General features: G+C 44.4%; 24 protein-coding genes. 15 read left to right on the top strand and 9 right to left on the bottom strand.

The features are described from left to right. Window positions 1–59: 59 nt before the first annotated feature. Both H6F92_RS20400 and H6F92_RS20395 read left to right on the top strand, forming a co-directional pair. Entirely contained in the window at window positions 60–920 is an 861-nt protein-coding gene (locus H6F92_RS20400) for a fructosamine kinase family protein (protein WP_190359265.1), read from the top strand. Between the two features lie 35 nt (window positions 921–955). Then, complete coding sequence (locus tag H6F92_RS20395) at window positions 956–1,546, top strand: Uma2 family endonuclease (protein WP_190359264.1); 591 nt, start codon at window positions 956–958, stop codon at window positions 1,544–1,546. Here H6F92_RS20395 and murG read toward each other — a convergent pair. Beyond that, window positions 1,528–2,601 (bottom strand): undecaprenyldiphospho-muramoylpentapeptide beta-N-acetylglucosaminyltransferase, encoded by a 1,074-nt coding sequence (murG, locus tag H6F92_RS20390; protein WP_190359263.1) that lies wholly within the window; start codon window positions 2,599–2,601, stop codon window positions 1,528–1,530. The two genes, H6F92_RS20395 and murG, sit on opposite strands and share 19 nt — an antisense overlap. 81 nt (window positions 2,602–2,682) lie before the next feature. Here murG and H6F92_RS20385 point away from each other — a divergent pair, with 81 nt between their 5' ends. Then, window positions 2,683–3,489 carry a nuclear transport factor 2 family protein gene (locus tag H6F92_RS20385; protein ID WP_190359262.1) on the top strand — a complete coding sequence of 269 codons (807 nt, stop codon included), beginning with the start codon at window positions 2,683–2,685 and terminating at the stop codon, window positions 3,487–3,489. A gap of 176 nt (window positions 3,490–3,665) precedes the next feature. Here H6F92_RS20385 and H6F92_RS20380 read toward each other — a convergent pair whose 3' ends face one another. The 3 genes from H6F92_RS20380 to psb32 all read right to left on the bottom strand — a co-directional run bounded on the left by H6F92_RS20380 (window position 3,666) and on the right by psb32 (window position 6,471). Next, on the bottom strand, window positions 3,666–4,484 hold the full coding sequence (locus H6F92_RS20380) for a transglutaminase-like domain-containing protein (protein WP_190359261.1): 819 nt from the start codon (window positions 4,482–4,484) through the stop codon (window positions 3,666–3,668). A 471-nt stretch (window positions 4,485–4,955) separates the two neighbouring features. After that, on the bottom strand, window positions 4,956–5,555 hold the full coding sequence (locus H6F92_RS20375; RefSeq protein ID WP_190359260.1) for a hypothetical protein: 600 nt from the start codon (window positions 5,553–5,555) through the stop codon (window positions 4,956–4,958). A 232-nt stretch (window positions 5,556–5,787) separates the two neighbouring features. Next, on the bottom strand, window positions 5,788–6,471 hold the full coding sequence (gene psb32, locus H6F92_RS20370) for a photosystem II repair protein Psb32 (RefSeq protein WP_190359259.1): 684 nt from the start codon (window positions 6,469–6,471) through the stop codon (window positions 5,788–5,790). A gap of 150 nt (window positions 6,472–6,621) precedes the next feature. Here psb32 and H6F92_RS20365 point away from each other — a divergent pair, with 150 nt between their 5' ends. The 7 genes from H6F92_RS20365 (at window position 6,622) to H6F92_RS20335 (ending at window position 14,200) form a co-directional block, all read left to right on the top strand. Next, on the top strand, window positions 6,622–8,631 hold the full coding sequence (locus tag H6F92_RS20365; protein ID WP_190359258.1) for a response regulator: 2,010 nt from the start codon (window positions 6,622–6,624) through the stop codon (window positions 8,629–8,631). Between the two features lie 74 nt (window positions 8,632–8,705). Beyond that, window positions 8,706–9,167, top strand: coding sequence for a hypothetical protein (locus H6F92_RS20360; protein ID WP_190359257.1), 462 nt, complete (start codon window positions 8,706–8,708; stop codon window positions 9,165–9,167). Beyond that, the gene (locus tag H6F92_RS20355) at window positions 9,164–9,805 is read left to right on the top strand and encodes an LppP/LprE family lipoprotein (RefSeq protein WP_190359256.1); all 642 of its coding nucleotides are present in this window, start codon (window positions 9,164–9,166) and stop codon (window positions 9,803–9,805) included. The genes H6F92_RS20360 and H6F92_RS20355 overlap by 4 nt, the downstream gene beginning before the upstream one ends. 59 nt (window positions 9,806–9,864) lie before the next feature. Continuing rightward, the gene (gene recJ, locus H6F92_RS20350; protein WP_190359255.1) at window positions 9,865–11,829 is read left to right on the top strand and encodes a single-stranded-DNA-specific exonuclease RecJ; all 1,965 of its coding nucleotides are present in this window, start codon (window positions 9,865–9,867) and stop codon (window positions 11,827–11,829) included. 168 nt (window positions 11,830–11,997) lie between these two features. After that, window positions 11,998–13,137 carry a glutamate 5-kinase gene (gene proB / locus H6F92_RS20345; protein WP_242030208.1) on the top strand — a complete coding sequence of 380 codons (1,140 nt, stop codon included), beginning with the start codon at window positions 11,998–12,000 and terminating at the stop codon, window positions 13,135–13,137. A gap of 98 nt (window positions 13,138–13,235) precedes the next feature. Then, window positions 13,236–13,829: an allophycocyanin subunit beta gene (gene apcB, locus H6F92_RS20340; protein ID WP_199308273.1), complete on the top strand. Its 594-nt coding sequence runs from the start codon at window positions 13,236–13,238 to the stop codon at window positions 13,827–13,829. A gap of 80 nt (window positions 13,830–13,909) precedes the next feature. Beyond that, the gene (locus H6F92_RS20335; RefSeq protein ID WP_043997245.1) at window positions 13,910–14,200 is read left to right on the top strand and encodes a hypothetical protein; all 291 of its coding nucleotides are present in this window, start codon (window positions 13,910–13,912) and stop codon (window positions 14,198–14,200) included. Between the two features lie 9 nt (window positions 14,201–14,209). On the opposite strand, the gene ruvX is transcribed toward H6F92_RS20335, so the two are convergent. After that, the gene (ruvX, locus tag H6F92_RS20330) at window positions 14,210–14,644 is read right to left on the bottom strand and encodes a Holliday junction resolvase RuvX (RefSeq protein WP_190359253.1); all 435 of its coding nucleotides are present in this window, start codon (window positions 14,642–14,644) and stop codon (window positions 14,210–14,212) included. After that, entirely contained in the window at window positions 14,644–15,885 is a 1,242-nt protein-coding gene (locus H6F92_RS20325; protein WP_190359252.1) for a GNAT family N-acetyltransferase, read from the bottom strand. The genes ruvX and H6F92_RS20325 overlap by 1 nt, the downstream gene beginning before the upstream one ends. 208 nt (window positions 15,886–16,093) lie before the next feature. Here H6F92_RS20325 and H6F92_RS20320 point away from each other — a divergent pair, with 208 nt between their 5' ends. Continuing rightward, entirely contained in the window at window positions 16,094–16,600 is a 507-nt protein-coding gene (locus tag H6F92_RS20320; protein ID WP_002741066.1) for a hypothetical protein, read from the top strand. Between the two features lie 8 nt (window positions 16,601–16,608). After that, on the top strand, window positions 16,609–17,016 hold the full coding sequence (locus H6F92_RS20315; RefSeq protein WP_190359251.1) for an MAPEG family protein: 408 nt from the start codon (window positions 16,609–16,611) through the stop codon (window positions 17,014–17,016). A 90-nt stretch (window positions 17,017–17,106) separates the two neighbouring features. Here H6F92_RS20315 and H6F92_RS20310 read toward each other — a convergent pair whose 3' ends face one another. Continuing rightward, the gene (locus H6F92_RS20310) at window positions 17,107–18,147 is read right to left on the bottom strand and encodes an adenosine deaminase (protein WP_190359250.1); all 1,041 of its coding nucleotides are present in this window, start codon (window positions 18,145–18,147) and stop codon (window positions 17,107–17,109) included. 1,111 nt (window positions 18,148–19,258) lie between these two features. Here H6F92_RS20310 and H6F92_RS20305 point away from each other — a divergent pair. Next, window positions 19,259–20,089, top strand: a complete 831-nt coding sequence (locus H6F92_RS20305) for a hypothetical protein (RefSeq protein WP_190359249.1) — start codon at window positions 19,259–19,261, stop codon at window positions 20,087–20,089. A gap of 6 nt (window positions 20,090–20,095) precedes the next feature. Here the strand turns inward: H6F92_RS20305 and H6F92_RS20300 are convergent, their stop codons facing one another. Beyond that, the gene (locus H6F92_RS20300; protein WP_190359248.1) at window positions 20,096–20,986 is read right to left on the bottom strand and encodes an alpha/beta fold hydrolase; all 891 of its coding nucleotides are present in this window, start codon (window positions 20,984–20,986) and stop codon (window positions 20,096–20,098) included. Window positions 20,987–21,149: 163 nt separating this feature from the next. Here H6F92_RS20300 and H6F92_RS20295 point away from each other — a divergent pair, with 163 nt between their 5' ends. Further along, complete coding sequence (locus H6F92_RS20295; RefSeq protein WP_002769558.1) at window positions 21,150–21,350, top strand: hypothetical protein; 201 nt, start codon at window positions 21,150–21,152, stop codon at window positions 21,348–21,350. A gap of 96 nt (window positions 21,351–21,446) precedes the next feature. Here the strand turns inward: H6F92_RS20295 and H6F92_RS20290 are convergent, their stop codons facing one another. Next, window positions 21,447–22,268, bottom strand: coding sequence for a sulfotransferase family protein (locus H6F92_RS20290; protein WP_190359247.1), 822 nt, complete (start codon window positions 22,266–22,268; stop codon window positions 21,447–21,449). Window positions 22,269–22,358: 90 nt separating this feature from the next. Here H6F92_RS20290 and H6F92_RS20285 point away from each other — a divergent pair, with 90 nt between their 5' ends. Next, the gene (locus H6F92_RS20285) at window positions 22,359–23,300 is read left to right on the top strand and encodes a hypothetical protein (RefSeq protein WP_190359246.1); all 942 of its coding nucleotides are present in this window, start codon (window positions 22,359–22,361) and stop codon (window positions 23,298–23,300) included. Window positions 23,301–23,617 lie beyond the last annotated feature (317 nt).

Below are 23,617 nucleotides of genomic sequence, written 5' to 3'. Positions count from 1 at the left end.
CTGATAACTTAAAACTTACAACTGATAACTGATAACTGATAACTGATAACTGATAACCTATGTGGACTCAAATTGCCCGACATATTACCCAAACCACGGAAAAACCCTTTGAAATTGAGAAAAGTCATCCCGTTAGTGGTGGCTGTATCAATCAGGGTTATGCCGTTAGTGGCAATGGTTTAATTTATTTTGTCAAGATTAACCAAGCGAACCAAGAGGCCATGTTTGCAGCCGAAGCTTTAGGATTAAAGCAAATTCACGCTACCAAAACTATCAGGGTTCCAGAGCCAATTTGTTGGGGAATTGCCGAGAAATCTAGTTATTTAGTGCTAGAGTGGCTAGAATTCGGCGGTGGCAATAGTCAAAGCTGGGAAAAAATGGGGCGAAATTTAGCTCATTTACATCAAGTTTCCCTATCCGATCGCTTTGGTTGGCATTGTAATAATACCATTGGTTCTACTCCCCAGATTAATACCATTAGTAACAATTGGGCGGATTTTTTCGCTCATCAGCGTATTGGCTATCAATTAAGACTTGCGAAGGAGCGCGGCGGCAATTTTCCCGACGAGGATCAAGTTATTCCCGCTATTAGCGAGATTTTGAGTCAGCATCAACCCCATCCCTCCCTTGTCCACGGTGATTTATGGTCGGGAAACGCGGCCATTACCGTCGATGGGGAACCAGTAATTTTAGACCCGGCCACCTATTGGGGAGACCGGGAGGTAGATTTAGCCATGACGGAACTTTTTGGCGGTTTTCCGGCGGCTTTTTATCGGGGTTATAACGATGTTTTCCCCCTCGATGCCGGTTATCAACAGCGCAAAACTCTTTACAATCTCTACCACATTCTCAATCACTTTAATTTATTTGGTGGTGGTTACGCTTCCCAGGCCAATCGGATGTTACAGGAAATTCTTTAAGGGTTTTACTTGTGAATATTTACCGAGGATAAATTATGTCTATTCGAGAAACTACTGTGATGAAAACTCCAGAGAAAAAAGTATGGACTGATGCAGAATTTATGGCGTTACCTGACGATGGTAATCGTTACGAATTGGTCAAGGGAGAGTTAACTAATATGGGAAATTCTGGGGCTTTACACGGTTATATTGCCATTCTTTTAAGTGCTGCTTTATTCGCTTTAGTAACATCTCGAAAACTAGGTGTATTATTGGACTCCAGCACTGCTTTTACTATGAAAAATGGCAATAAACGTTCTCCCGATATAGCCTTTTTTGCCAAGGAACGTCTGCAAGGATTGGAAGAATTGCCGACGGGTTTTTTAGAAGGTGGGCCAGATTTAGTGGTAGAAATTCTCTCTCCAGGGAATACAGTGGCAGAAATCGAGGACAAAATTGCCGAGTATTTTGCCAATGGGACTCGTTTGCTCTGGGTTATCAGTCCAGGTCAACACTATGTTTTAGTTTATCGTTCCGGGTACGAACCGCAGGGATTATTAACATCAGGAGATTTTTTGGAGGGGGAAGATGTGGTTCCGGGGTTCACTTTTCCCGTAGCTGATTTGTTTCAAAAATTATCTTTTTGACTCTTTCTTCTCAACAAATCGGCTAATAAATCGGCACTATCACTAATAGCTAGATGAGAAGCTTGTTGAGCCATGGCGGCCAATTTTTCGGGATTAGACCATAAATCGAGGACTAATTCGCTTAAAAACTGAGCAGTTAACTCATTTTGACGATAAAGATAAGCGGCTTGAGCTTCGGCGAAAACTTGGGCATTATAGAACTGATGGTCTTCGGCAGCAAAAGGATAGGGAATTAAAATCGAAGGCGTACAAGTGATCGCTAATTCTGTTAAAGTGCCGGCACCGGAGCGACTGATAGCCAGATTAGCTCTTTGCCATAATCCTGCCATATTGTCGTAAAAAGGCTGGGAAAAATAGTTAGAATGGCGCAAACTATCCGCTTCGGGGTCGTTTTCTCCCGTGAGATGCACGATATAAATGCCTTTTTCTAACCATTGGGGAGCGCTTTGCCGGACAATTTGATTAAGAGCCACGGCCCCTTGAGAACCACCGGCAACGACAATTAAAAAAGCATCCTCTGGAATCGGTAAATCTAGGGACTGGGGAATGAGAAACTGCTCTCGTACAGGCGTACTAGCCCAAGTGGTGCGAGTGCCGGGTAAATAGCTGGCGGTTCCCTGAAAACCGAGGGCAACCGTATCGCACCAGCGACCGAGAACTTTCGTGACTTTGCCCGGTATGTAGTTAGATTCGTGTAGGATGACGGGAATATTGGCTAAACGAGCCGCTAAAATGGTCGGGCCCGCGATATAACCCCCAGTGGTAAAAACTGCCGCTATCTGACGTTTTTTGATTAAACTACGCACTTGCCAAATGGCCCGCAGTTGACTGAACAGAATCTTGAGAGTTTTTAACCCCAAACGGGTTTGAAATCCCTCAATGGGGATGGTGTGCAGGGGATAGGTTTTTGGAACTAAGGACTGTTCGAGACGGTCTGGAACTCCTAACCATTCAATCTCGTAATCCGGCAAGCGCTCGGCCAGGGCCAAGGCGGGAAATAAATGACCACCAGTACCACTAGCGGCAATCAAGAGACGGGTTGGAGTGCGTGCCATAATTCGAGAGAGGGTAAATTCAGCCCTAGAATGAAATAATCTACCATAGTTATTGATCGATCCTTACACAAACTATCACTAATGCGTAACTTGAACACGATCCCCGATAAATTTTTTCGTCAATCCCTCAATTTTTCCCTATCGTTGCTGTTAGGTTTGGGGTTAACTTTTACCCTTGCCACCGCTCTGCGGGCCGAAAAGCCAGAAACTGCTCCAGCTAATTTAAAAACGCTTATCTCCAAAATCGAAACGGCGGCTAACGAGCGAGATCTCAAGCAATTAATGGAGTTTTATAGTCCGAAATTTACTAACTCCGATGGCTTGACCTACGAAAAAACTAAAAAGGCTTTAACTCATTTTTGGGAACGTTATAACAATCTACAATACACCACGACTCTCGAATCTTGGAGTCGTTCCGGGGACAAGTTAACGGCCAATACAATTACTAAAATTACTGGGACGGGAAAGGTGCAGGGACGAGTGGTGGGAATGAATGCCACGATTCGTTCTCGTCAACAATTTCAAGGGAATAAACTGGTTTATCAGGAGATTTTAAGCGAAAGAGTCGAGTTAAGCACCGGCAAAAATCCCCCCAGTATTCAAGTGAGAATTCCGGAAAGGGTGAAAGTGGGTCAAGAATTTGATTTTGATGTGATTGTTCGCCAACCTTTAGGGGATGATTTATTGGCCGGAGCGGCGATCGATGAGAAAGTAGATATTGAACGTTATATTAATACAAAGCCTCTAGAATTGGAATTATTACAGTCCGGCGGTTTGTTTAAGCGGGTAAAAGCGCCGGCAACACCAGAAAATCGTTGGTTATCGGCGATTTTAATTCAAGGAGATGGGATTGTTGTCGTTACTCAACGGGTTAAGGTAGAAAAGTAATTTTTATCTGGGTTTTGCGGCAAAAAGCTTGTTGGTGGGGTGTGGGGTGTAGGGTGTAGGGTTTTATTCCCCCCGTTCACTCCAATGGCTGGCACTTTCAGGCAATTTAATCCTTATTTTTGCCGTTTTTGAACCCTCAAAAATTAATTATGCAAGAGGTTTAATAAATACTCTGATTAAGCATAAAGGTGGGAAACATCGATCGTCCATACTTTAAAATTTGTTAAATTTACTTGACCAAAAGAAGTTGTTAGGGCAGCATCGACGGCATCTAAGCCGCGAGTCATTAAAATTCGCCCGATTCTGGGGGTGTTATGACGAGCATCGAAAGTGTACCATTGATGGTCTAAATAGACTTCAAACCAAGCACTAAAATCCATCGGTAGAGGTTGGGGAGAAATACCGATATCTCCGAGATAGCCGGAGGCATAACGGGCGGGAATATTTAAGCAACGGCAAAAAGTCAAAGCTAGATGGTTAAAATCGCGACAAACCCCCGTTCTTTCCCGATAGACATCATAGGCGGTTTTCGTCACCCGCGCGTATTCATAACCAAAACGAATGTGACTATGAACCCAATCACAAACCGCTTGTACCCTTGCCCAACCGGGGGGAGTTTGTCCGAAAAGTTCCCAGGCAATTTCCGAAAGCAAATCTACTTCACAATAACGGCTACTCATTAGGTAGGGAAAAACTTGGGTTGGTAACTCTGCTAAAGGAATTTCTTGGGCATTCCCATTAACGATATCGGGTTTCCATTCATTCTCGATAACTGCTTCATTGTGAATGCGGATCTGTCCGTCGGGTAAAATTAGACGACTGGTTCGATTACCGAAGCTATCTAAAAATTCTTCTATTTTTGTTGCCGGTTCCACCTGCAAATTTTCCGATTGTCTAACTTGATTTAAAATTGAGGGGTGTAGATAAAGTTTTAACAACATGACCACGGGTAAGGGTGTATCAAAGCCAAATTCATAACCAACATGGATTAACATTAGGACTCCTATCTAGATGAAATTTTGTCAGGATTGGTAGAGATGAAACGACAATAATCGCCAGACTGAAAAAAGTTAGGCCCGACTACTTAGGGGCTGCTGAAAAAGTTTTTCGTGGGGGCAGGGTGTGACCCCCCCAACCCCCCCCGACATCGGGGGGGCAGGTGGGGTGTGGGGTGTGGGGTTTTACCCATTTTCAGGTGGTCAATTACCTAATTTTCAGGGAAAAAATCCCTAAATTTTCCCCCCAATCACTCCAATGGTAGGCACTTTTTCAGGGAAAAAAAGTCTAAAAGCCTTATCCAACAAGGTTTTTAGATTTATTCAGCAAACCCTACTTAGTTAAAAGTTTGAGAATAAAGTAATAGCCAAGCTGAAACCCGATAAGCTTTGTACAGAGTTACTTTTATTATAAACTGCTTCAAATAAAAGCTTTGTAACTTTGAAGACAAGCCATCGGGAGGATTAGCTCTATCGAAAAGAGTCTGGGGTGGATGGTTCCTCTAATAGACGGATTTCAATGGGGATGTAGGCCAGTTTAGCAAAAATCTTTTGTTGATAACTGACGGGCCACCATTCGTAAAGAAAAATTTCTAAAGGTCGCCAGAGGGCCACCCAACCACTAATTAATAATCCTTCTTCTAAGAAGTGAATAAATGTATCGCTGCCAAAACGACCAATTAATTCGCTGAGACTCAAACAAACAAAAAGAAAGGAGAGACCAATTATTAAAGATATGCGTCCCTGTCGCCAAATTGTGCGTAATTTTCTTTGTTCTCCCTGTTGGCGATAGTCAAAATAATTATGTAAAGCTGAGGGTAACAGATTTCGGGCGTTATTCTGTTCTTGACTGGGGAGATAAAAGACTAATTTAAGGGGGGTATTGAGGGGAAATTCATCCACAGAGTTAATAATATAATTTTCGGCGTTATCATCTAAATCTCTATCTAAAAATGGCGAAGGATCGAGAGAATTAAAGACTTGCTGTAACTGATTAAGTTTAATTTCAATTAAGTAAGCTCCTTCCTCCTGTCGATAATAGGATTGTAATTTATTTACCAGTCTAGACATTAGTTATTAAGGTTAAGCAAATGTGGTGAACTGACACAACTAAAATCTACTAAGTAGGTAGGCACAATTATTTGTAGGGCGTTGGGTTTCATGCTTCAACCCAACCTACGTTCATCTTATATTTAATTCCACCCACCCACTTAGAAGTTACTTCATCTTGCTCATACAGGCTGAGAATTGAGCTATCCCTGAGAATATTTTAGCTGTATCAGTCCCAGAACATTAATTTAATTTATCGACCAAAACCAGCGTACCAAAAATAGGTAACCATGGGGATTACTGTGGCTAAAACCAGTAAAACTATCACCCAAATTGTGGCACTTTTATCGTCAGTTTCTTCTGCGGTAGTAAAGGTACTTTCGATATTAATTGTCGCTACTTCCGGCGGTCCGGGATCCGCTTCTCCAGAAAGTACCGCCGTTAGACGACGACTAGCATCGAGTAAAGCTTGATTATATTTTCCCCCATCTTTGAGGGGAACTGCCATAGTTTCCGAGAGGATACTATCAGCAATAGCATCGGTTAATAGGGGTTTTGCTTCCTCCCCAACCCGAATCGCAGTTTTATTGGTTAAAGTATCAAGGACGATGATAGTTTGATTGGCACGATCTTCGGGATTAGGATACCATTCTCTCAGGATATCATCGGCTAAATTGTCAATTTTTTGACCGTAATCCAAGCGCCGGACTACCACCATTCTCACTTCTTGGCCGGTTTTTTCAGCGAGATTTTTCAGGTCCTTATTTAATTTTCCTTCGTTAGCGGCACTAATGGCCGCAACGGGATCGACCACATAAGTGGGCGCTCCAGAGCTTAAAATGGGGAGGTCATAGACTCCCATGGCAGCAGCCGGTGACAGGGAAACACCCAAGGCTATACAGCAGGAGAGAAGGAGAGAAGCTAATAATTTGAGCATATTGATTCGGTAAAATTCCTATAGAACATGATAGGGGAAAAGTTTACTGTTTTTTGATTAGGAAGACAGGAGACAGCAGATGGGAAGCTTTTTTTAGTGAAACTGATAACTGATAACTGATAACTGATAACTGATAACTGATAACTGATTATGAGTGATTTTGAGGAACTAGAGTCTAAAAAACGGGAAAAAGCCCTAGAAATGCAGGCCTATCGCGATAATTTTCTCTCACGGGTGACAAGATTACTAATTTCTCAAGATATCCACTTGGCGATCGATCATACCCTAGAACTGCTCTGTCAATTTACCCAGAGCGCTCACTGTTACATTATTCAATATTCCACCTGTCGTCAGCAGTGGAGTATGGTTTATGAATACTGTCACCCCGACTATCCGCAAGTTATCCCGATTCGGGAACAATCACAAAATCTCTCGACGGAAACCTTTCCCTGGTTTTCCGAACAATTATTAAACGGTATTCCAGTTAAACTGAACTCTTTAGACGATTTACCCGCTACTGCTATCCCTGAAAGAACTATTCTCGCTCATAGTTCTACTCCCTGTCTCTTAATCGTTCCCATGTGGGATAGTTGCGGGATAACGGTGGGTTATCTGGGATTGGATGCAAGTGCAGAAAAGCAATGGACAGGGGAAGATGTCACCTTTGTGCGGTTGCTGGGAGAATTAATTGCGATCGCACAAAGTAGATGTGAAGCGGAAAAAGAGTTAAAAGAAGCTAAGGAAGCGGCGGTTAAGGCAAATAAAGCTAAAAGTGAGTTTCTAGCTAACATGAGCCACGAATTACGCACTCCTCTTAATGCTATCTTGGGTTTTACTCGCTTAATATCCCGGGATAGCAGCATCAGCAGTGAATATCGGCAATATTTGGAAATTGTCAATCGTAGCGGGGAACATTTACTAGAGTTAATCAACGATATTCTGGAGATGTCGAAGATAGAAGCAGGAAGAACGGTTTTTAACCCTAGTAATTTTGATTTATACGCTCTTTTAGATAATATTGCCGAAATGCTCCGTCCACAAGCGCAGGCAAAAGCTTTAAGCTTAATTTTTGATCGCAGCTCCGATCTGCCTCAATATATATGTACTGATGAAAGTAAATTGCGACAGGTGTTCATCAATCTCTTGGGTAACGGATTGAAGTTTACCGAGTCGGGAGGGGTAACTCTCCGGGGAAAAGTAGGGGAGAAAAGAGGAGATTATCAGCGATTGCTCTGGGAAATTGAAGATACAGGCGCAGGAATCGCTCCAGAGGAGATTTATAAGCTATTTCAACCCTTTAACCAAACAGAAACGGGACGAAAATCCCAACAGGGGACAGGATTGGGTTTACCTATCAGTAAAAAATTTGTTGAGTTGATGGGAGGTGCGATCGGAGTTAGTAGTATTCTGGGTCAAGGAAGTGTTTTTAGTTTTGATATTCAGGTGGGTTTAGTGGGGGAAAATGAGATTAAAACCGAAACCAATAGGGCAAAAGTGATCGCTTTAGCGGAAAATCAGCCTAAATATCGCATATTAGTCGTCGATGATCGACCAGAAAGCCGTTTACTGTTGCTAAAACTCCTGACTAGCCTAGGATTATCCGTGCAAGAGGCCGCTAATGGACAAGAAGCGATCGCAATTTGGCAAGCATGGCAACCTCATCTTATCTGGATGGACATGAGAATGCCAGTGAAAGACGGTTACGAAGCAACCAGGGAAATTCGGCAGTTAGAGGCCGATAATCGCGGAAAAACGGTGATAATTGCCCTAACTGCCAGCGCTTTTGAAGAGGATCGCGCCTTGGTTATTGCCGCCGGTTGTGATGATTTCGTGCGTAAACCTTTCCGAGAGGAAGTTATCTGGCAAAAAATGAGCGAATATTTAGGATTAAAATATATTTATGCCGATAATGAGCCAAATCAGCCCAATTATTCGCCAGTTTTCCTCGATTCCCTGCAATCCCTATTAAAATTAATCAGTCCCGACTGGATTAGACAATTGCAACAAGCGGCGCGAGAATGTGATGATGAAAAAATTATCGCCCTAACCGCAGAAATTCCCGCCGATTATGCTACCCTTGCCCAAGGTTTACAACAGTTAGCCAGAGAATTTTCCTTTGATGCGATCGAAACCATAATTAAAGATTTAAACATATCTTAAGAGAGTATTTTATCCATACCTCAAAAACGTGATATTCTAAAGGCATAAATCCCTAAATATGGCAATTTTAAAGGATGAAACTGTTAAAAATGCTCATCGGTACTTGGTTAATACTACCGATTTTTTCTGTTCATGCTCAAGTTCCCTCGCTGCCCCCAATTAAGCAAAATTCCCCCAATCTTGGTGACATACCGAATGATCCCACCCAGCAGAAAAATTGGGTTTGTAACCGAGGAGATCAACGCATTGCCGTGGCTGCCAAAGAAGAGAAAGGTTGGAAAGAATTAATTGAAAAACAAGGTTGGCAATGTGGTGAAGGAAATACCGATATACCCGATCAAACTCTCAGCTTTTCCTGTGAACCAGAACAAACCCTCGGCATCTTGACAGTTTACTGGTTAAATGGTAGTAATGGTCAACAACAATTAAGGCAATGGCGAGATAAATTAGCCGCACAACAGGGGATGGTTTGTACCATTAATAACGTGCAGTTATTCGATACTCAAGAAAATATACCCAACCCATCAAAACCATGATTAAATTAGCAATTTTACCTCAATCTATTCTCCTAGGTATCAGTTTACTATTAAATAATTCTCTGCCCTTACTTGCCCAATCTACACCCCTGAGCGTGGATAATTTAAGGAATACCGTCTATAACATTCCCAATCGGGGTTCCGTAATTGTCAGCGATGGTATTTTTCAATCCAATGAGGGAGAGATTTTAGGAGTGCAAGTCAGTCGAGAAGCTTTGATGGGGGACTATAATAATGATCAAAGGACTGATGGTATTGTCGTGTTAAGAGTGATTACTAGAAATCAACAGCAATTACATTACTTAGCCCTAGTGATTGATAATAACGGTACTGCCACTAACACCGATACTGTCCTGTTAGCCGATCGAGTAATTGTCGATAATCTGAGTGCTAAAGATGGTACGATCACCGTCAATATGAGAAGATTTCTCCCCCGGGATCCTTCCTGTTGTCCGTCGGGAGTCATTACCCAACAATTTGCGATTAATTCTAGTATTAATCAATTGACTTTACTGAGTACCAACGAAAGTCAACCCACCACCCCAAATGTGCAGGTAGTACCTGCTTCTCCCCTGAGAATTAATAATAATAATCTCCCCTTTCAACCTCCCGCTGGGGCTATCCAAATCCGCTTTTAACCCTTGTTTTTAGTGCGTTACGCTTCCCTAACGCACCCTACCTTTTTACTTAACAAAAAATGGACTACAAATATCCCATCCAACGCTGGTATATTGCCGCAACTAATCCCGAAAAAATCGAGGGTTTAGCGCGAGAAATGGGACTATCATCCTTATTAGCAACTATCTTAATTAATCGCGGTATTGATACCCCAGAAATAGCTAAAACTTATATAGATCCTGAAGTGGATACCTTACCCTCTCCCCTGGGAGAATTTCCCGACTTAGAAAAAAGTGTCAATTTATTAGTAAAAGCGATCGCTAGAGGCGATAAAATTGCTATCTGTGGGGACTACGATGCCGATGGCATGACCAGTACATCTTTACTGTTAAGAGCCTTAAGACATCTCGGCGCTAGGGTAAATCATGCCATACCCAGTCGCATGAAAGAGGGATACGGAATTAATCAGCGCATTGTCGAAGAATTTGCCGAATCGGGAGTCGGATTGATTCTCACCGTTGATAATGGTATTTCCGCTCACGAACCGATCGCCCTAGCGATAGAATTAGGATTAAAAGTTATTATCACCGATCATCACGATCTGCCGCCAATTTTACCAAATGCCTCCGCTATTCTCAACCCGAAATTATTAACCCCGAACTCTCCCTATCAGGGATTAGCGGGGGTGGGAGTCGCCTATATTTTAGCGGTGACAACTGCCCAAAAAATGGGTAAATTACAGGGATTAACCGAGTCATTATTAGCATTATTTACCCTAGGCACTATAGCAGATTTAGCCCCATTAATCGGGGTAAATCGTCGCTGGTTAAAACGGGGTTTAAGAAAATTACCCAAATCCCAATTAGTCGGGATTCAATCCCTCATGCAAATAGCGGGAATTAGCGAGGAACAAAAGCAATTACAACCGGATGATATTGGCTTTAAATTGGGGCCGAGAATTAATGCCATTGGCAGAATTGGTGATCCCCAGATAGTTATTGAATTATTAACCACCGATGAGGCAGGAATTGCCTTAGAAAGAGCGATGCAGTGCGAACAAATTAATCGTACCCGTCAAGAATTGTGCGAAAAAATTGAAGAAGAAGCGATTAAATTAGTGGAAGAAACTCCGATTCTTTGGCAACAAGATCGAGTTTTAGTATTAGTGGAAAAAGATTGGCATCATGGGGTAATTGGTATTGTGGCCTCCCGTTTGGTGGAACGCTACGGAGTGCCAGTTTTTATCGGTACTTACGAGGAAGAAGATGCGGGTAAAATTCGCGGATCTGCCAGAGGAATTGAAGAATTTCACGTTTTTGAAGCCCTGCAATTTTGCCAAGATTTACTAGGAAAATTTGGCGGTCATAAAATGGCGGGGGGTTTTAGTTTACCCACAGCTAATTTACTAGCATTTAAACAAAGATTAAGTCAATTTTCTCACAAAATTTTACAAATAGAACAATTAAAACCTTTAATTAAAATTGATACTATCATCGACTTTAAACAAATTACCCTGGAACTTTTTCAACAAATTGATAGTTTGCAACCCTGGGGAATCGGCAATGAATTACCCGTTTTTTGGACTCCTAACGTGCGAGTAGTGGAACAGAAAACCATCGGAAAAAATCATTTAAAATTATTGCTGGCTCAAAGGGATGATACCAAAATTCAAGCCCTAGCATGGCGTTGGGGCGAATATTGTCCTTTACCAACTCGTTTAGATATTGCCTATAAACTCAAAGAAAATACTTGGAATGGTAATACAACCATAGAAATTGAATTAGTGGGAGTGCGATTACCCCAAGAAAATGATAATGTTAAAAAAGCAATTTTTATGCACGCCGATAAAATGTATCAATGTAGTTTTTGGGGTGATTTAAACGAGATTCGCATCAAAAATGAACAGGGCGATATTTTAGTCGTGCAGAAAGGGCAGCGCATTGGTTTATTAGGCAAAAATCGGCAACAAGCTAGAGAAGTCAACGTCACTGAACCCCGTTTTTATACTTTAATTAAAGTTGCCATCAAAGCTTTGGCTATCTAAGTAGCTGGTTATAATTAAATTAAAAATCGATTTTAGGTTCGATCCCCCCTGCCCCCCTTAATAAGGTAGGGTTGATTCATGAATCAACCCTACCCTTGATAACGGGGGTGTCTGATAATTTTTAACGCCTACCTACTTAGCAAAACCTCCAAAAAAAGCGCCTTGACGATGAACCAAACCATAGTGATCAAAATCGGTACTTCCAGTTTGACCGATAATGAAACCGGCCAATTATCCCTCTCCACGATCGCCGCTTTAGTGGAAGTCCTCACCCGGTTGCGCGCTGCCGGTCATCGGGTGGTATTAGTATCTTCCGGGGCCGTCGGGGTGGGCTGCCGTCGTCTGGGAATACAGGAAAGACCGAAAAAAATCGCCCTCAAACAAGCGATCGCTGCCGTCGGTCAAGGTCGTCTGATGCGGATCTATGATGACCTCTTTACCAGTCTTGGTCAACCGATCGCCCAAATTTTGCTCACCCGTCCCGAATTGATGGAACGCACCTGTTATGTCAACGCCTATAATACCTTTCAGGCTTTGTTTGAATTAGGGGTGATTGCCATTGTCAACGAAAATGACACGGTGGCGATCGATGAGTTAAAATTCGGCGATAATGACACTTTATCAGCCCTTGTGGCCAGTTTAATCGAGGCTGACTGGTTATTTATCCTCACCGATGTGGATCGCCTCTACAGTGCCGATCCGCGGTTATTTCCCGAAGCGGCGGCCATTGCCCGAGTTACTCCCGCGGAATTAGCGCAACTATCGATCGATGCCGGTAGTAGTGGCAGTCAGTGGGGGACCGGGGGTATGGCGACTAAATTGGCAGCGGCCCGAATTGCCACCAGCGCCGGGGTAGAAATGGCGATTACTAGGGGACGGCAGCCCAGCAATATCTTAAAAATTATGGCAGGAGAGGCGATCGGAACCCGTTTTGAAGCACAAAAACGCAGTGATAACGCCCGCAAACGCTGGATCGCCTACGGACTAATGCCCATGGGTCAAATCTATCTCGATGCGGGGGCGATTCAAGCCATTTGTCAGGGGGGAAAATCTCTCCTCGCGGCCGGGATTACCAAAGTGGAGGGGGAATTTAGCGCCTCGGAATCGGTGCAATTGTGCGATCGAGAAGGCCGGGAATTGGCCCGGGGAATTGTTAATTATAGTAGTGAGGAGATCGATCGAGTGAAAGGTCAACATTCCGAGCGTATTGCCAGTTTATTAGGTTATATGGCCGCAGAAACCATTATTCATCGGGATAATCTCGTTATTTTGAGTGCCTCGTCCACTACCTCGACTAATAAAGGATAATTCCGCCACCCAGCGCCGGTCCAGCCAATGCCTTAAATGTAAAGAAATGTCTCAAAAAAACAACAAATTGTTAGACAAGCAAGAGAGTTAGACTGGGGATGTCCCCCGAAGTTCAACCCTGTGAGATTATAAATAAAGCGAAACTCAAAAATGTCTTTATTGCTGTTGGGAGAAACTTAATAATGCGAGACGCGGTAACTAGCCTGATTAGAAAATACGATGTCACCGGACGTTATCTCGATCGAGATGCGATCGATAATCTTAAACAATATTTTGCCTCGGGAACTGCCCGTCTAGCTGCCGCCGCCCTCATTAACGCTAATTCGGCGGCGCTCGTGCGTGGGGCGGCGATTCGTCTATTTGAAGAAGTTCCCGAATTGATCCGCGCCGGGGGTAATGCCTACACCACCCGTCGTTATTCTGCCTGTCTGCGGGATATGGATTACTATCTCCGCTATGCCAGTTATGCGCTGGTGGCTGCCGATACTAATGTTCTAGATGAGCGGGTACTGCAAGGACTGCGGGAAACCTATAATTCCCTCGGTGTTCCCATCGGTCCGACGGTGCGCGGTATCCAAATCATGAGCGAAATGATTCAAACCATGGCTGTTGAGGCGGGTATTGCCGACACCTCTTTGATCGCTGAACCCTTTGATCATCTCACTCGCGAATTAAGCGAAGTGTCTATCTAAATTCAGTTATCAGTTATCAGTTATCAGTTATCAGTTTTGTTCGTTCAATCAGTGACCGAGTTTCTTAGTGGATTCTTTTGATGAACAGCGAACAGTTATTGCTATCGAGATGGCGTGATTTGCCGCCAGACAAACAGAGAGAGGTCTTGGATTTTACCGAATTTCTAGCCACACGTCTCTTGTCGTCGCCGGAATCAGAAGCTAGTCCGAACTTGTCCGCATCGCCAGAAAACTCTCAAACTCCCGATCGCCGCTGCCAGTCGATTCCCGCTTTGATCGAGGCAGTCAAACAACGCTATCGGGAATTCCCCAATGATGTGGAATGGCTAGACAGTACGGTATTGATTCGCCAAGAGCGAGACGGGCGATGACAACTGCTTTTAGATGCGTTGTCGATGCCGTCGGCGATCAAGCCATTGTTGTAAAATAATCGCCGCCGCTTCCCGATCGATCGCTCCCTTATCCCAAGAGGAAAACTGTTTTTTGGCTTTTAAGAATTCTTCCGCCTCTAGGGACGTGCAACGCTCATCAATGTATTCGAGGGGCAAATCCAAGCAGATCGCTAGTTTCTGGGCGTATTTTTGTACCTGTTTAGCCTGAAATCCTAACTCTCCCGCCATGGTATAGGGCAGTCCCGCTACCAAAATCTTAATATTTCTTTCCTTGACAATCGCCTCAAACTGTGCTACCTCAGCAACAAAGGAAGAACGGATAATCGTGGTCAAACCGGTGGCGATTAAACCGGTGCCGTCACAGCCTGCCACTCCTACCCGTTTTTTGCCGATATCTAAGCCCAAAGCGGCGACTCTTTCCATCACACTGGATGCCCCTGATCGGGGGGTTCCGAGGGCGGTTTGACTGGGGGAAGTTCCCCCGTACTGTCGAGGGAGTCTAGGGGGGGATTATTAGGCCATTTTAACCAAGACATCCGACTAGGGATAGGAGTTCGCGGCACCGGTTGTAAACCCTGCAGCATTTCTGCCAGGGCGGAATTTTCCGGCTTAGTTTCGCGGATTTTGTGCCATACCGAGCGCGACATCATCAGGGTGTGGGAACTGCGGATTGCTCCCAATTGTTCCAGATATTCCCGTCTTTCGTGCTGATAATCAGCCGATATCAACTCTAGCGATCGAGGGACATACTTGTGCGTGATCTGGGCCATCTGGATCAATAACTTAGGATAGAGCCAAGTGTAGGCGGGATGGACAATTAATTTCGCTTGATGGGGTCGCTCATCTTGGTTAGATAGGATTAATTCAAAATAACCGATCGCCGCTTTTCGTTGTGGTTCAAAAACGTAACCGCGACTAATTTGCGGACCGCCGCACCAACTTTGACAGCGACCGAACAAACTATCAACTAAACTGATTTTAAAATCCTGGATATGGCGATCAAATACCTGACGCAGTAACGGTGGCATAGACACACAATCTAACTGATAGAGCAATTGAGCGTCAGCATTGCTCACAGGCAGTAAATTCGGTAAATCTGCCTCTTGTTTGCTCAATTCCTGTAATAATTGCGGCGGTAAAGACCAATAGGTTAATTCTGCCAAAGGCTGAAAACCGTGTTGCCGAAAAAGGGCTAAACTGTCCTTTTGATTGATATTAACCTCTAACACCCAGGTGCGCGCTTCCCAAACCGTTTCTAGACAATAACGCAGTAATTGCGCCCCGATGCCCTTGGGTTCGCCTAAAGACTCCGCCGGATGCACCCGCACCTGTTCCACCCGCCAAGTGCTGCGACTACTATTAAAAGGAGTGACTTGGATGGCCCCGCGAATTTTCCCTTCTTCTCCCCGATTGGCCAGGGACTCGGCCACATAGACATGAAAACGGTGTTGCAGAGGATTGGGAAAAAAACTGAGAATTTTAAACAACCCAAACCAAGGCCGCACCCGTTGCACCTGCGTGCGGAAATTTTGGGCGCGACGATCAATATCCTCATCGAAGTCATCTAGGGTTAAAGCTTCAATGTCTTCCAAATCCCGATACTGTACGGGACGGATTGGGCGATCGCTAAAATCGTCCCCTTGAGGAACAGGAGAAGTGGTCATGGCTCTGGGGTAAATATCGTCTATGCACCCATCTTACCGCAGAATCTAGAGGCACTTCTGCATCGATAACAATTTCTGACGGCTCAAGGGGGCCACAGAAAGGACACCTCGATGAGCATCTGGGGTTTTTTAGTCCAAATTTCCAATCATGACAATTCGATGCTACAATAACGGACGGTTAATCAGTCCGAATTTGCAGTAAAAGTCTTTGAGTCAATCTGTAGATACCACTAACACCCTAGACACTCTAGCTCAAGAACTAGCCGCCATTCAGCAGACCGGTTCTAAGCGCGTCGCCTTATTGGGTTCCCGTCACGTTCCCATCACCCACCAGCAATTGATCGAAATGATGGCCTATGCCCTCGTGCTGGCGGGCAATCGGATTATGACCTCCGGGGCGACGGGAACCAATTCCGCCGTCATTAAGGGGGCAATGCGGGCAGATCCTAATCTGTTAACCGTGATCTTACCCCAAAGTCTCGATCGCCAGCCCCTGGAATCCCAAGAACAACTCCAGCAGGTTATCCATCTGGTGGAATGTCCCGAAAATGACCATCTATCCCTAGGGGAAGCCAGCAGCCTCTGTAATCGGGAGATTATCAATCGTTGTCAACAGTTAATCTGTTTTGCTTTCCACGACAGTCAAACCCTTTTGCAAACCTGCGCGGAAGCGGAAGATCAACGCAAGCTAGTTACCCTATTTTATTTTGACTAAATTCAGCGATGAATCTCTCCGTCAGTGCCATTCTTCTCTATTCGATCGTGGCTGCCGCTATCTCTGTCTATCTACCTTTTCTGCTGGTGGCCTACGCTAGAGCTAAGGTGGGTTACGATACCTCCGCCCCCCGGGCCATGTTCGAGCAACTCCCAGACTACGCTAAACGAGCAACTTGGGCTCATCAAAATGGTTTTGAAACCTTTATGATCTATAGTGCTGCCGCTCTCATGGCCTACGTCACGGGAGTCCCCTCATCCCTGGCCGCTGCCTGTGCGATCGCTTTCGTGATCCTCCGGCTTCTATTTTCCCTTTTTTATATCACTAATATCCCGATCGCTCGTTCCCTGATGTTCGGTCTTGGTTCTCTCTGTACTTATACTCTCTTTGGGTTAAGTTTAATCAAGATTCAGTAGAATTACCGAAACCAGATGCAGGAGAGTGGAAAAACGCTATAGTTCGGGAGCGGTAAAGAATTTGCCTAACCCGAACTAAGGTTAATTTTGTTACTGATAAACCGGTAATTTGGCATTATCCACTGATAACAAACCGGTTAAAAGTGAGGCGGGTTTTTGACTATAGGGCCAAGCAAAAGCATGGCGAAAAGCCGCATCTTGACAAGCTTGTAATTGTCGGAAATCGATCACATCTAGGGTGAGTAAATTTTCGTACTCGAAGGGCAGCCGGACATTGTGTAAACCAGCATTATCGGTACAGATAGCAATATCAACCCCCGCTTCCAAACAGCGATCGAAGACTATCTTTAATTGCGATAAACTCTCAAGGGTACCAGTTTTTAAATAGGTGGTGGGACAGACTTCTAAACATTGATGACGACGGGCAACTTCCGGCAGCAATTCTGGGTATTGTAGGGGAATTTGAATACCGTGACCAATTCTTTGCAGATAGGGCAGTAATTGGGGATAACAACCGTTCTTTGTTTCGTAAAGATGGCCGGTGGTATTTAAACCGTTTTCCCTGGCATAACTGTATAAACCAGCAAATTCCTCTAGTCGAGTTTGGTAGTAGGAATCACCCCCAGCAATATCGATCGCACAGACGTATTCTCTCATCCCTAGGGCCAGATCAACGATCGCTTTGTTGATTTCGTAGGGAAGTCGCGAGTGCATACAGAGAATTTGACTGGTAATAATCGGATATTCGCTCATTTTCGAGGCTTGACCAACGATCTCGACAATCGATCGCATTTGCTCGATGCGCTCTGTTTGGTTCAAATGTTCGTCGGTGCGATAGTAAGGAGTATAGCGCAATTCTAAATAGGCCAGATTCTCGAAGATGTAAGCACCGCGAATCAGACGATAGATAAAATAGGGCAAAGTTTGGGCGGTTTGAACACTTTCCACAAGGGTGTGTAATTCTAAATACTCATCTAAACTATTGCGTTCGCGGGTGTAAAATTCCTCAAAAGCGGGGTATTCTGGGAATTTGGCCGCTAAATCCCGCTCATGTCTGTGAAAGTAGCGCCAGAGAATTCTCGGTACTACCGATCCCCCTAAATGCCGATGCAAATCCGCGTATAAAGCCACAACTCCGCTGCTCCTTAGTCTCTCAAATGTTCCTTAAATATAACGAAGTTTTACAATTGTTTGACAATCGTTCCCAAATAGTATCAGTACCTATTCGGTGAACAGTGTGGGGTGTGGGGTGTGGGGTGTAGGGTGTAGGGTGTGGTGCGATTCGTTGGCTAGAAACTAGACAGTAAGACGTTTAGAGGATTAGCCGCTTGGTAAATGTAGTACCTTGATAACTTTATAACCCTACAGGTGCGGGTTAGTAATAACCTTAGTCCTGTCCTCTAGATGCCTAGAGTGACGGCATTTCCTGCTGCTTTAGACTTGGTACATCTGAGGTAGTGAGCGAGGAAAAAAAGCGGTATCTGATAGCCTAAATCAGAAACCCGTTGAGCCAGAACATATCGATAGCCCTGGGGCGAAGATACGAATTAACCATCGTCAACACCCACGAGCCAAAAGGCTGACAGGCTCGAAACAAAAGTTAACAGAGTTGGGGCTGATAGCTCATACCACTATCAGTAAGGCATTCCCGTTACTCTGTTGTGGACAGTATCATCAAATACGGTTCAACCAATGGTTATAGGGAACGAAGTAACCCTGATTGACTCTGCCCGTTCGGGGCAGTAGGAAACCATCCGCAAGTCAATAGAGGGAGAGGATGTCCTTAAAAGCCAAGGCTTTGAGTAATATCAAAGATATGCTGACAAAGGACGGGTAACTAGGAAGTCTAAGCAACAATCAACGGTCATATACGCCCTAAAACCAACAATCTTGTCTGGTGGGGATACAGCCAAGAGAGTTGAATAGACAAGGAAATAATAATTCCCATTATTATTCTACTAATGACAGTAGCCTAGTTACTCAGGAGCCGGATACGGCGAAAGTCGTAAGTCCGGTTTTGAAGCAGGGGGTGGGAAGGCGACTTCCTGCTCTACTGTAACGGGTGTGCCCCCCCAACCCTCCCGACATCGGGGGGGCAGGGAGGTGTGGGGAGTTTTCTCAGTGAACTGATCACTGATAACTGATCACTGATAACTGATCACTGATAACTGATCACTGATAACTGATCACTGATAACTGTGATTTGATAGCATAGAGGAGAACCTATAGAGAGTGAAGCGGTATGAGTGGCTATAAAGATTCTTCTTCCATGCGCTATTTCTTGGCAGGATTAAAACCCTTTGCCCAACCTTTATTTTGGCTACCGTTAGGGATATTTTCCTTGGCTCTAATTGCTTTCTGGGTATATCAACAGAATCCTCAATGGTTGGGTTCGGTATCAGATACCCCAAGAATGTCCTTGGAGGAACGGGAAATCCGGGCTGACCAGATTACCGATTCTCCTCCCCCCATTGCTGTACCACTGCCGGCCATTCCTGTCGATAATAATACCGCTCCCCTGAGGAAACCTTCCTCGACTGGTACTTTTGAGCCTTTAAATACTAATCCCAATAACAACCAGGAACCCTCTTTATTCGCCCCGTTAATGCCGCAGACTAAGCAAAATCAGCCACCGAAGGCTAGTAAAAGTCTGCAACCGATTCAAGTGCAACCGATTAGTGGCAACAATAGCAATTATCCTTTACAAAGGGAAATCGAAAAGCGCTCGCGGACTGCTAACTTGAATAATTCTCCTAATCTCAACCCCGGGGGCAACCCGAATCAAGTCAACCCCCAGGGAAATTATTCCCCTGATCAACAAAATGTTCCGCCCCTACCCTTCCAGAATAATGCCAACCCTAACCCGGTACCTGGCTCTAGCAACCAATCCAACTATTATCAACCCCCCGTATATCAGGCCCCCGTCTATGGCAATCAACCTAACGTCACTGGTTATCCTAATCAAGAAATGCCACCTAACAATAATGGCACCCCCAATCAAGTTCCCCCTCAAACTACTAACCGAGGCTTCACCATTCAACAACCCATTAATACGAGGTCTTCTGGTTACTAGAGGGACTTAGATAGGAGCTTGCAGGAAGTCTAATAAAATCGGATTAACTATTTCTGGGGCTTCATCCTGGGGACAGTGGCCTAAACCGGCTAAGGGGATAAACTGTTTTACTGTCGGGAATCGTGCTAATTCTTGGCCCAAGGACAATGGTTCCCAGGGATCCTCGCTACCCCAAAGCAGAATAGCCGGACAGGGGAGAATCGGCAGTAGGTCTTCCGGCAGTGGTCCGCCAGAATAACCGGTAAAAGCGAGGAAAACCTCGATCGCTCCTGGATCTCTGGCGGGTTTTAAGATTATTTCTACTAATTCCTCCGTTACCGCTTCCGAGCGCCGATAAGCTTGCAGGAGAATTTTACGCACTGTCTGGGGTTTAGCGATCTGTTGGAAGAAAAAAGCCCCAATTGCCTTATTTTTTAGAATTATTTGGGCAAAATCCGCGCCGAAACGACGATACCAGGCTAATTCCCCCCGTTTTCTTTCGTGCAGTAGTCGGAGGGAACAATTAATCGCCGCCACCCCAAGGACAAAATCGGGATGAGCGACGGCAGCCTGCATAATAGCCACACAACCGATGGAATTACCCACCAAAAAAGCAGGACCACCCACCACTTCCCGACAAAAATCGGCAATTTGCGCCCCCCAAGTCTCGAAAGTGTAATCGATCTGGTTTTTTGGTTCGGGTTTGTCGGAACCGCCAAAACCAATTAAATCTAGGGCAAAACAGCGACATTTTTCGCCTAAAACGGGGATATTTTTCCGCCAATGTCCCCAAGATGCCCCAAATCCATGCACAAGCACGATCGCTGGCCCTGTCTCCCCCGCACTTTGATAGGTGATTTTGAATCCCCGCCAATGCCAGATTTTTGCTTGTGTCTCTAATCCTAGAATTTGCTGCATACTTTTGTTTATCTGTAAAGTATTTGTTGCTTTTCTTAATATATACCGTCAGGTTAAGTGACGGCTAGGAAAGGGGAAGGACTGTATAGCGCATCACTACATCTCAGAAAAAACCCCTTACAATAGAGACAAAAATGATCGGAGATTAATGGGGGTGAACGTCATGTTAGTGATTTTAACCGACGAACACATTCTCGATCCGGGTTCTGTCTGTCAGGGCTGTCTTTTAGCCAACCAGCAGGGGCAACCCCGGTGGCGAGAGGGTAAACTAGGCTGTGGTCACTCCTTGGGCAAAGGGGGCAGCCAACAGCCCAATCTCTACGAGTGTCAGATGGGCTTTACAATTGCTAATATTGAAGGCTAATCTGACTGGCTAAAAGCTCAACTTAGAGTTGAGTTAGGGGGATTTTCTTAGCACTCGGAGGAGAGAATGAAAGCTATTACTAATCCCCAATTCAGCTTAGATACAATGACAATAATGGCTGAGGGTTTCGTAGCATCGATCGTAGGCTTTTTGGGCTTGGGTTAAAACAGCGTCGGAAATTTCTATATCTAATTTTCTGGCTTGTTTAATAATTTTACCCGCTTTGATATTCTCGGAAGAATCTCCTATACCACGAGTACCAGTGGTTTTTAAAACTCGATATTCTTCAGAAAATCCCGTTTTCGTATCGAGATGACTCTGTAAACTATTAAAAACCAACTGACTTTGGTTTAATACTTGATCGTGGGTGATAAATAAACTCTTTTCTTTGCTGTTAATTAAACGAGCATAACTTTCTAAGGTGGCTAAACGACCGGTATAATAACCCAGGGCGTGCTGCTCGTTTTGATGGGGTTTAATATCTAGAATACTAGCTAAAGTGCGTTGCGGTTCTCGTAGTAAAAATATGGTTTTAACCCCATCAGATTGCAAAAAACTATGATCTAAAAACTTCTGATCGTGAAGAACTTTATCTAAAATATATTTATGATTCATGTTTAAATCTTTCAAACGCCAGTAGAGTTGAAACATTAAAGTTTTAAAATCCTGTTCACTCTCATAAACCAGATGAGTTTCGCCAAAACCGATAATTTCAGGATTAGAATTGAGGATATGGGTCAATAAAGACGAACCCGATCGCATGTGGCTAAGAATAAATAAAACCTGATAGGGTTGGGGACGAAAGAGAATTTTATAGGGGTCTTTGGGTGTATCAATGCGTACCTGAAAATACTTATAAGTTAAACGATGGGTTAAACCCTGCCAAGATTGGGGTAAGCGATCGAGGGCTATAGTCATAGGTTCATCAGGAATTGTGTCAACTTGTCGCTAAGATTCCCCTATAATGTATCCCATTTAAGACCCAAACAAAAGTGAGGTTTATACAAAATGGGATTACCAAGTTGTTCGCTCTGGTTTTTTACAGCGCGAACCGATGTCTGGTTTATGATGAACACTATTCCCCATCTAGTCAAAATGAGTCAGTTTCCCTTCCAGGAAAAGGTACTCGCTATTGATACGGCCCCTCTAAGCGGGGAAAAGGTTAATCGCCCCGGACTGGGTACAATGGAGGAATTAAGAGCCTGTGCTGAAAAATTAGTTGAAGATGGCATAATCGATCGCCTAGTGGATTTTAACTACGATCCCAGCTATCGTCAGCGTATCTATCAAAAGCATTTCGGCAGTCCCCTCCGTTCCACCCATAACTACAAAGGTTATCCGATTTTCGGCTCGATCTTCAAAATCGAGGCATGTCGCAGTGATTATATGGTCCATTATGACAGTGACATGATGCTCTACCAAGAACCGGATTACAGTTGGATCCGCGAAGGGATCGAGTTAATGGAAACCCATCCAGAAATGATGTTTGTGCGTCCTTTGTCCGGCCCACCCCGGCCTGATGGTACGATTGATTCTCCCCATCCTTGCACGAAAAATCCCGACGGATTCTATCAATTTAAATTTTTTGGCAGCCGTGCCTATTTACTTAATTGTCGTCGCTATGATCGCCTTTTACCGATCACCCCCCTCTGGCGCTCTTATAAAAATACCTTTCTCGATAATCTACCCGATGGTTTAAAAGCTTGGGGCAATATTTTGACCGGGAAAGGAAAACTTGATTCTTGGGAAATTATGGTTTCTCGCTCCCTAGAACAAAGCAACTACTATCGCGCCACTCTCACCAATGCCAAGGGTTGGACTTTGCACCCCAACGAGCGTTCTGCCGCTTTTAGGCAAGCTTGGCCGACTATTATCGAAAAAATCGAAGCGGGTATTTACCCACCCCAACAAGCTGGTTACTATGACCTGATCCCCGAATTATGGTATTAAGAAAGGGTTAGTTCTCTAGATTTGAGGTGAGGCACTACTTAGAGATTGTTGATGATGCGATCGCCGCTTAGATTTCATCGCACCGGTGCAGAAATACTGACAATCAGCAATTATCGGTGGCTCTTAAATTGGTACAAAAATATGAACAATCGCGTGTAAACATCTCACAGTTAACCTCAGGCGCTCCGGGGTTTGGGTAGGGCTGTTTCATTCTCGCAAATGTCATTCAATCAAATCCTTATCTGGCAAGGTTTTCAGTCAATTTCTCAGAACAAATATCTGAAAAATTTTTAAAATGCCTTGCTTTGCTTGCCCCG

The organism is Microcystis wesenbergii FACHB-1317, from assembly GCF_014696875.1.
Classification (GTDB): domain Bacteria; phylum Cyanobacteriota; class Cyanobacteriia; order Cyanobacteriales; family Microcystaceae; genus Microcystis; species Microcystis wesenbergii_A.
This window is presented reverse-complemented; position numbering and strand designations above follow the sequence as displayed.

Bases quoted from the DNA above. Each gene is read 5' to 3' on its own strand.
- H6F92_RS20400 (WP_190359265.1), top strand. From the start codon at position 60: ATGTGGACTCAAATTGCCCGACATATTACCCAAACCACGGAAAAACCC.
- H6F92_RS20395 (WP_190359264.1), top strand. From the start codon at position 956: ATGTCTATTCGAGAAACTACTGTGATGAAAACTCCAGAGAAAAAAGTA.
- murG (WP_190359263.1), bottom strand. From the start codon at position 2,601: ATGGCACGCACTCCAACCCGTCTCTTGATTGCCGCTAGTGGTACTGGT.
- H6F92_RS20385 (WP_190359262.1), top strand. From the start codon at position 2,683: ATGCGTAACTTGAACACGATCCCCGATAAATTTTTTCGTCAATCCCTC.
- H6F92_RS20380 (WP_190359261.1), bottom strand. From the start codon at position 4,484: ATGTTAATCCATGTTGGTTATGAATTTGGCTTTGATACACCCTTACCC.
- H6F92_RS20375 (WP_190359260.1), bottom strand. From the start codon at position 5,555: ATGTCTAGACTGGTAAATAAATTACAATCCTATTATCGACAGGAGGAA.
- psb32 (WP_190359259.1), bottom strand. From the start codon at position 6,471: ATGCTCAAATTATTAGCTTCTCTCCTTCTCTCCTGCTGTATAGCCTTG.
- H6F92_RS20365 (WP_190359258.1), top strand. From the start codon at position 6,622: ATGAGTGATTTTGAGGAACTAGAGTCTAAAAAACGGGAAAAAGCCCTA.
- H6F92_RS20360 (WP_190359257.1), top strand. From the start codon at position 8,706: ATGAAACTGTTAAAAATGCTCATCGGTACTTGGTTAATACTACCGATT.
- H6F92_RS20355 (WP_190359256.1), top strand. From the start codon at position 9,164: ATGATTAAATTAGCAATTTTACCTCAATCTATTCTCCTAGGTATCAGT.
- recJ (WP_190359255.1), top strand. From the start codon at position 9,865: ATGGACTACAAATATCCCATCCAACGCTGGTATATTGCCGCAACTAAT.
- proB (WP_242030208.1), top strand. From the start codon at position 11,998: ATGAACCAAACCATAGTGATCAAAATCGGTACTTCCAGTTTGACCGAT.
- apcB (WP_199308273.1), top strand. From the start codon at position 13,236: ATGTCCCCCGAAGTTCAACCCTGTGAGATTATAAATAAAGCGAAACTC.
- H6F92_RS20335 (WP_043997245.1), top strand. From the start codon at position 13,910: ATGAACAGCGAACAGTTATTGCTATCGAGATGGCGTGATTTGCCGCCA.
- ruvX (WP_190359253.1), bottom strand. From the start codon at position 14,644: ATGGAAAGAGTCGCCGCTTTGGGCTTAGATATCGGCAAAAAACGGGTA.
- H6F92_RS20325 (WP_190359252.1), bottom strand. From the start codon at position 15,885: ATGACCACTTCTCCTGTTCCTCAAGGGGACGATTTTAGCGATCGCCCA.
- H6F92_RS20315 (WP_190359251.1), top strand. From the start codon at position 16,609: ATGAATCTCTCCGTCAGTGCCATTCTTCTCTATTCGATCGTGGCTGCC.
- H6F92_RS20305 (WP_190359249.1), top strand. From the start codon at position 19,259: ATGAGTGGCTATAAAGATTCTTCTTCCATGCGCTATTTCTTGGCAGGA.
- H6F92_RS20300 (WP_190359248.1), bottom strand. From the start codon at position 20,986: ATGCAGCAAATTCTAGGATTAGAGACACAAGCAAAAATCTGGCATTGG.
- H6F92_RS20295 (WP_002769558.1), top strand. From the start codon at position 21,150: ATGTTAGTGATTTTAACCGACGAACACATTCTCGATCCGGGTTCTGTC.
- H6F92_RS20290 (WP_190359247.1), bottom strand. From the start codon at position 22,268: ATGACTATAGCCCTCGATCGCTTACCCCAATCTTGGCAGGGTTTAACC.
- H6F92_RS20285 (WP_190359246.1), top strand. From the start codon at position 22,359: ATGGGATTACCAAGTTGTTCGCTCTGGTTTTTTACAGCGCGAACCGAT.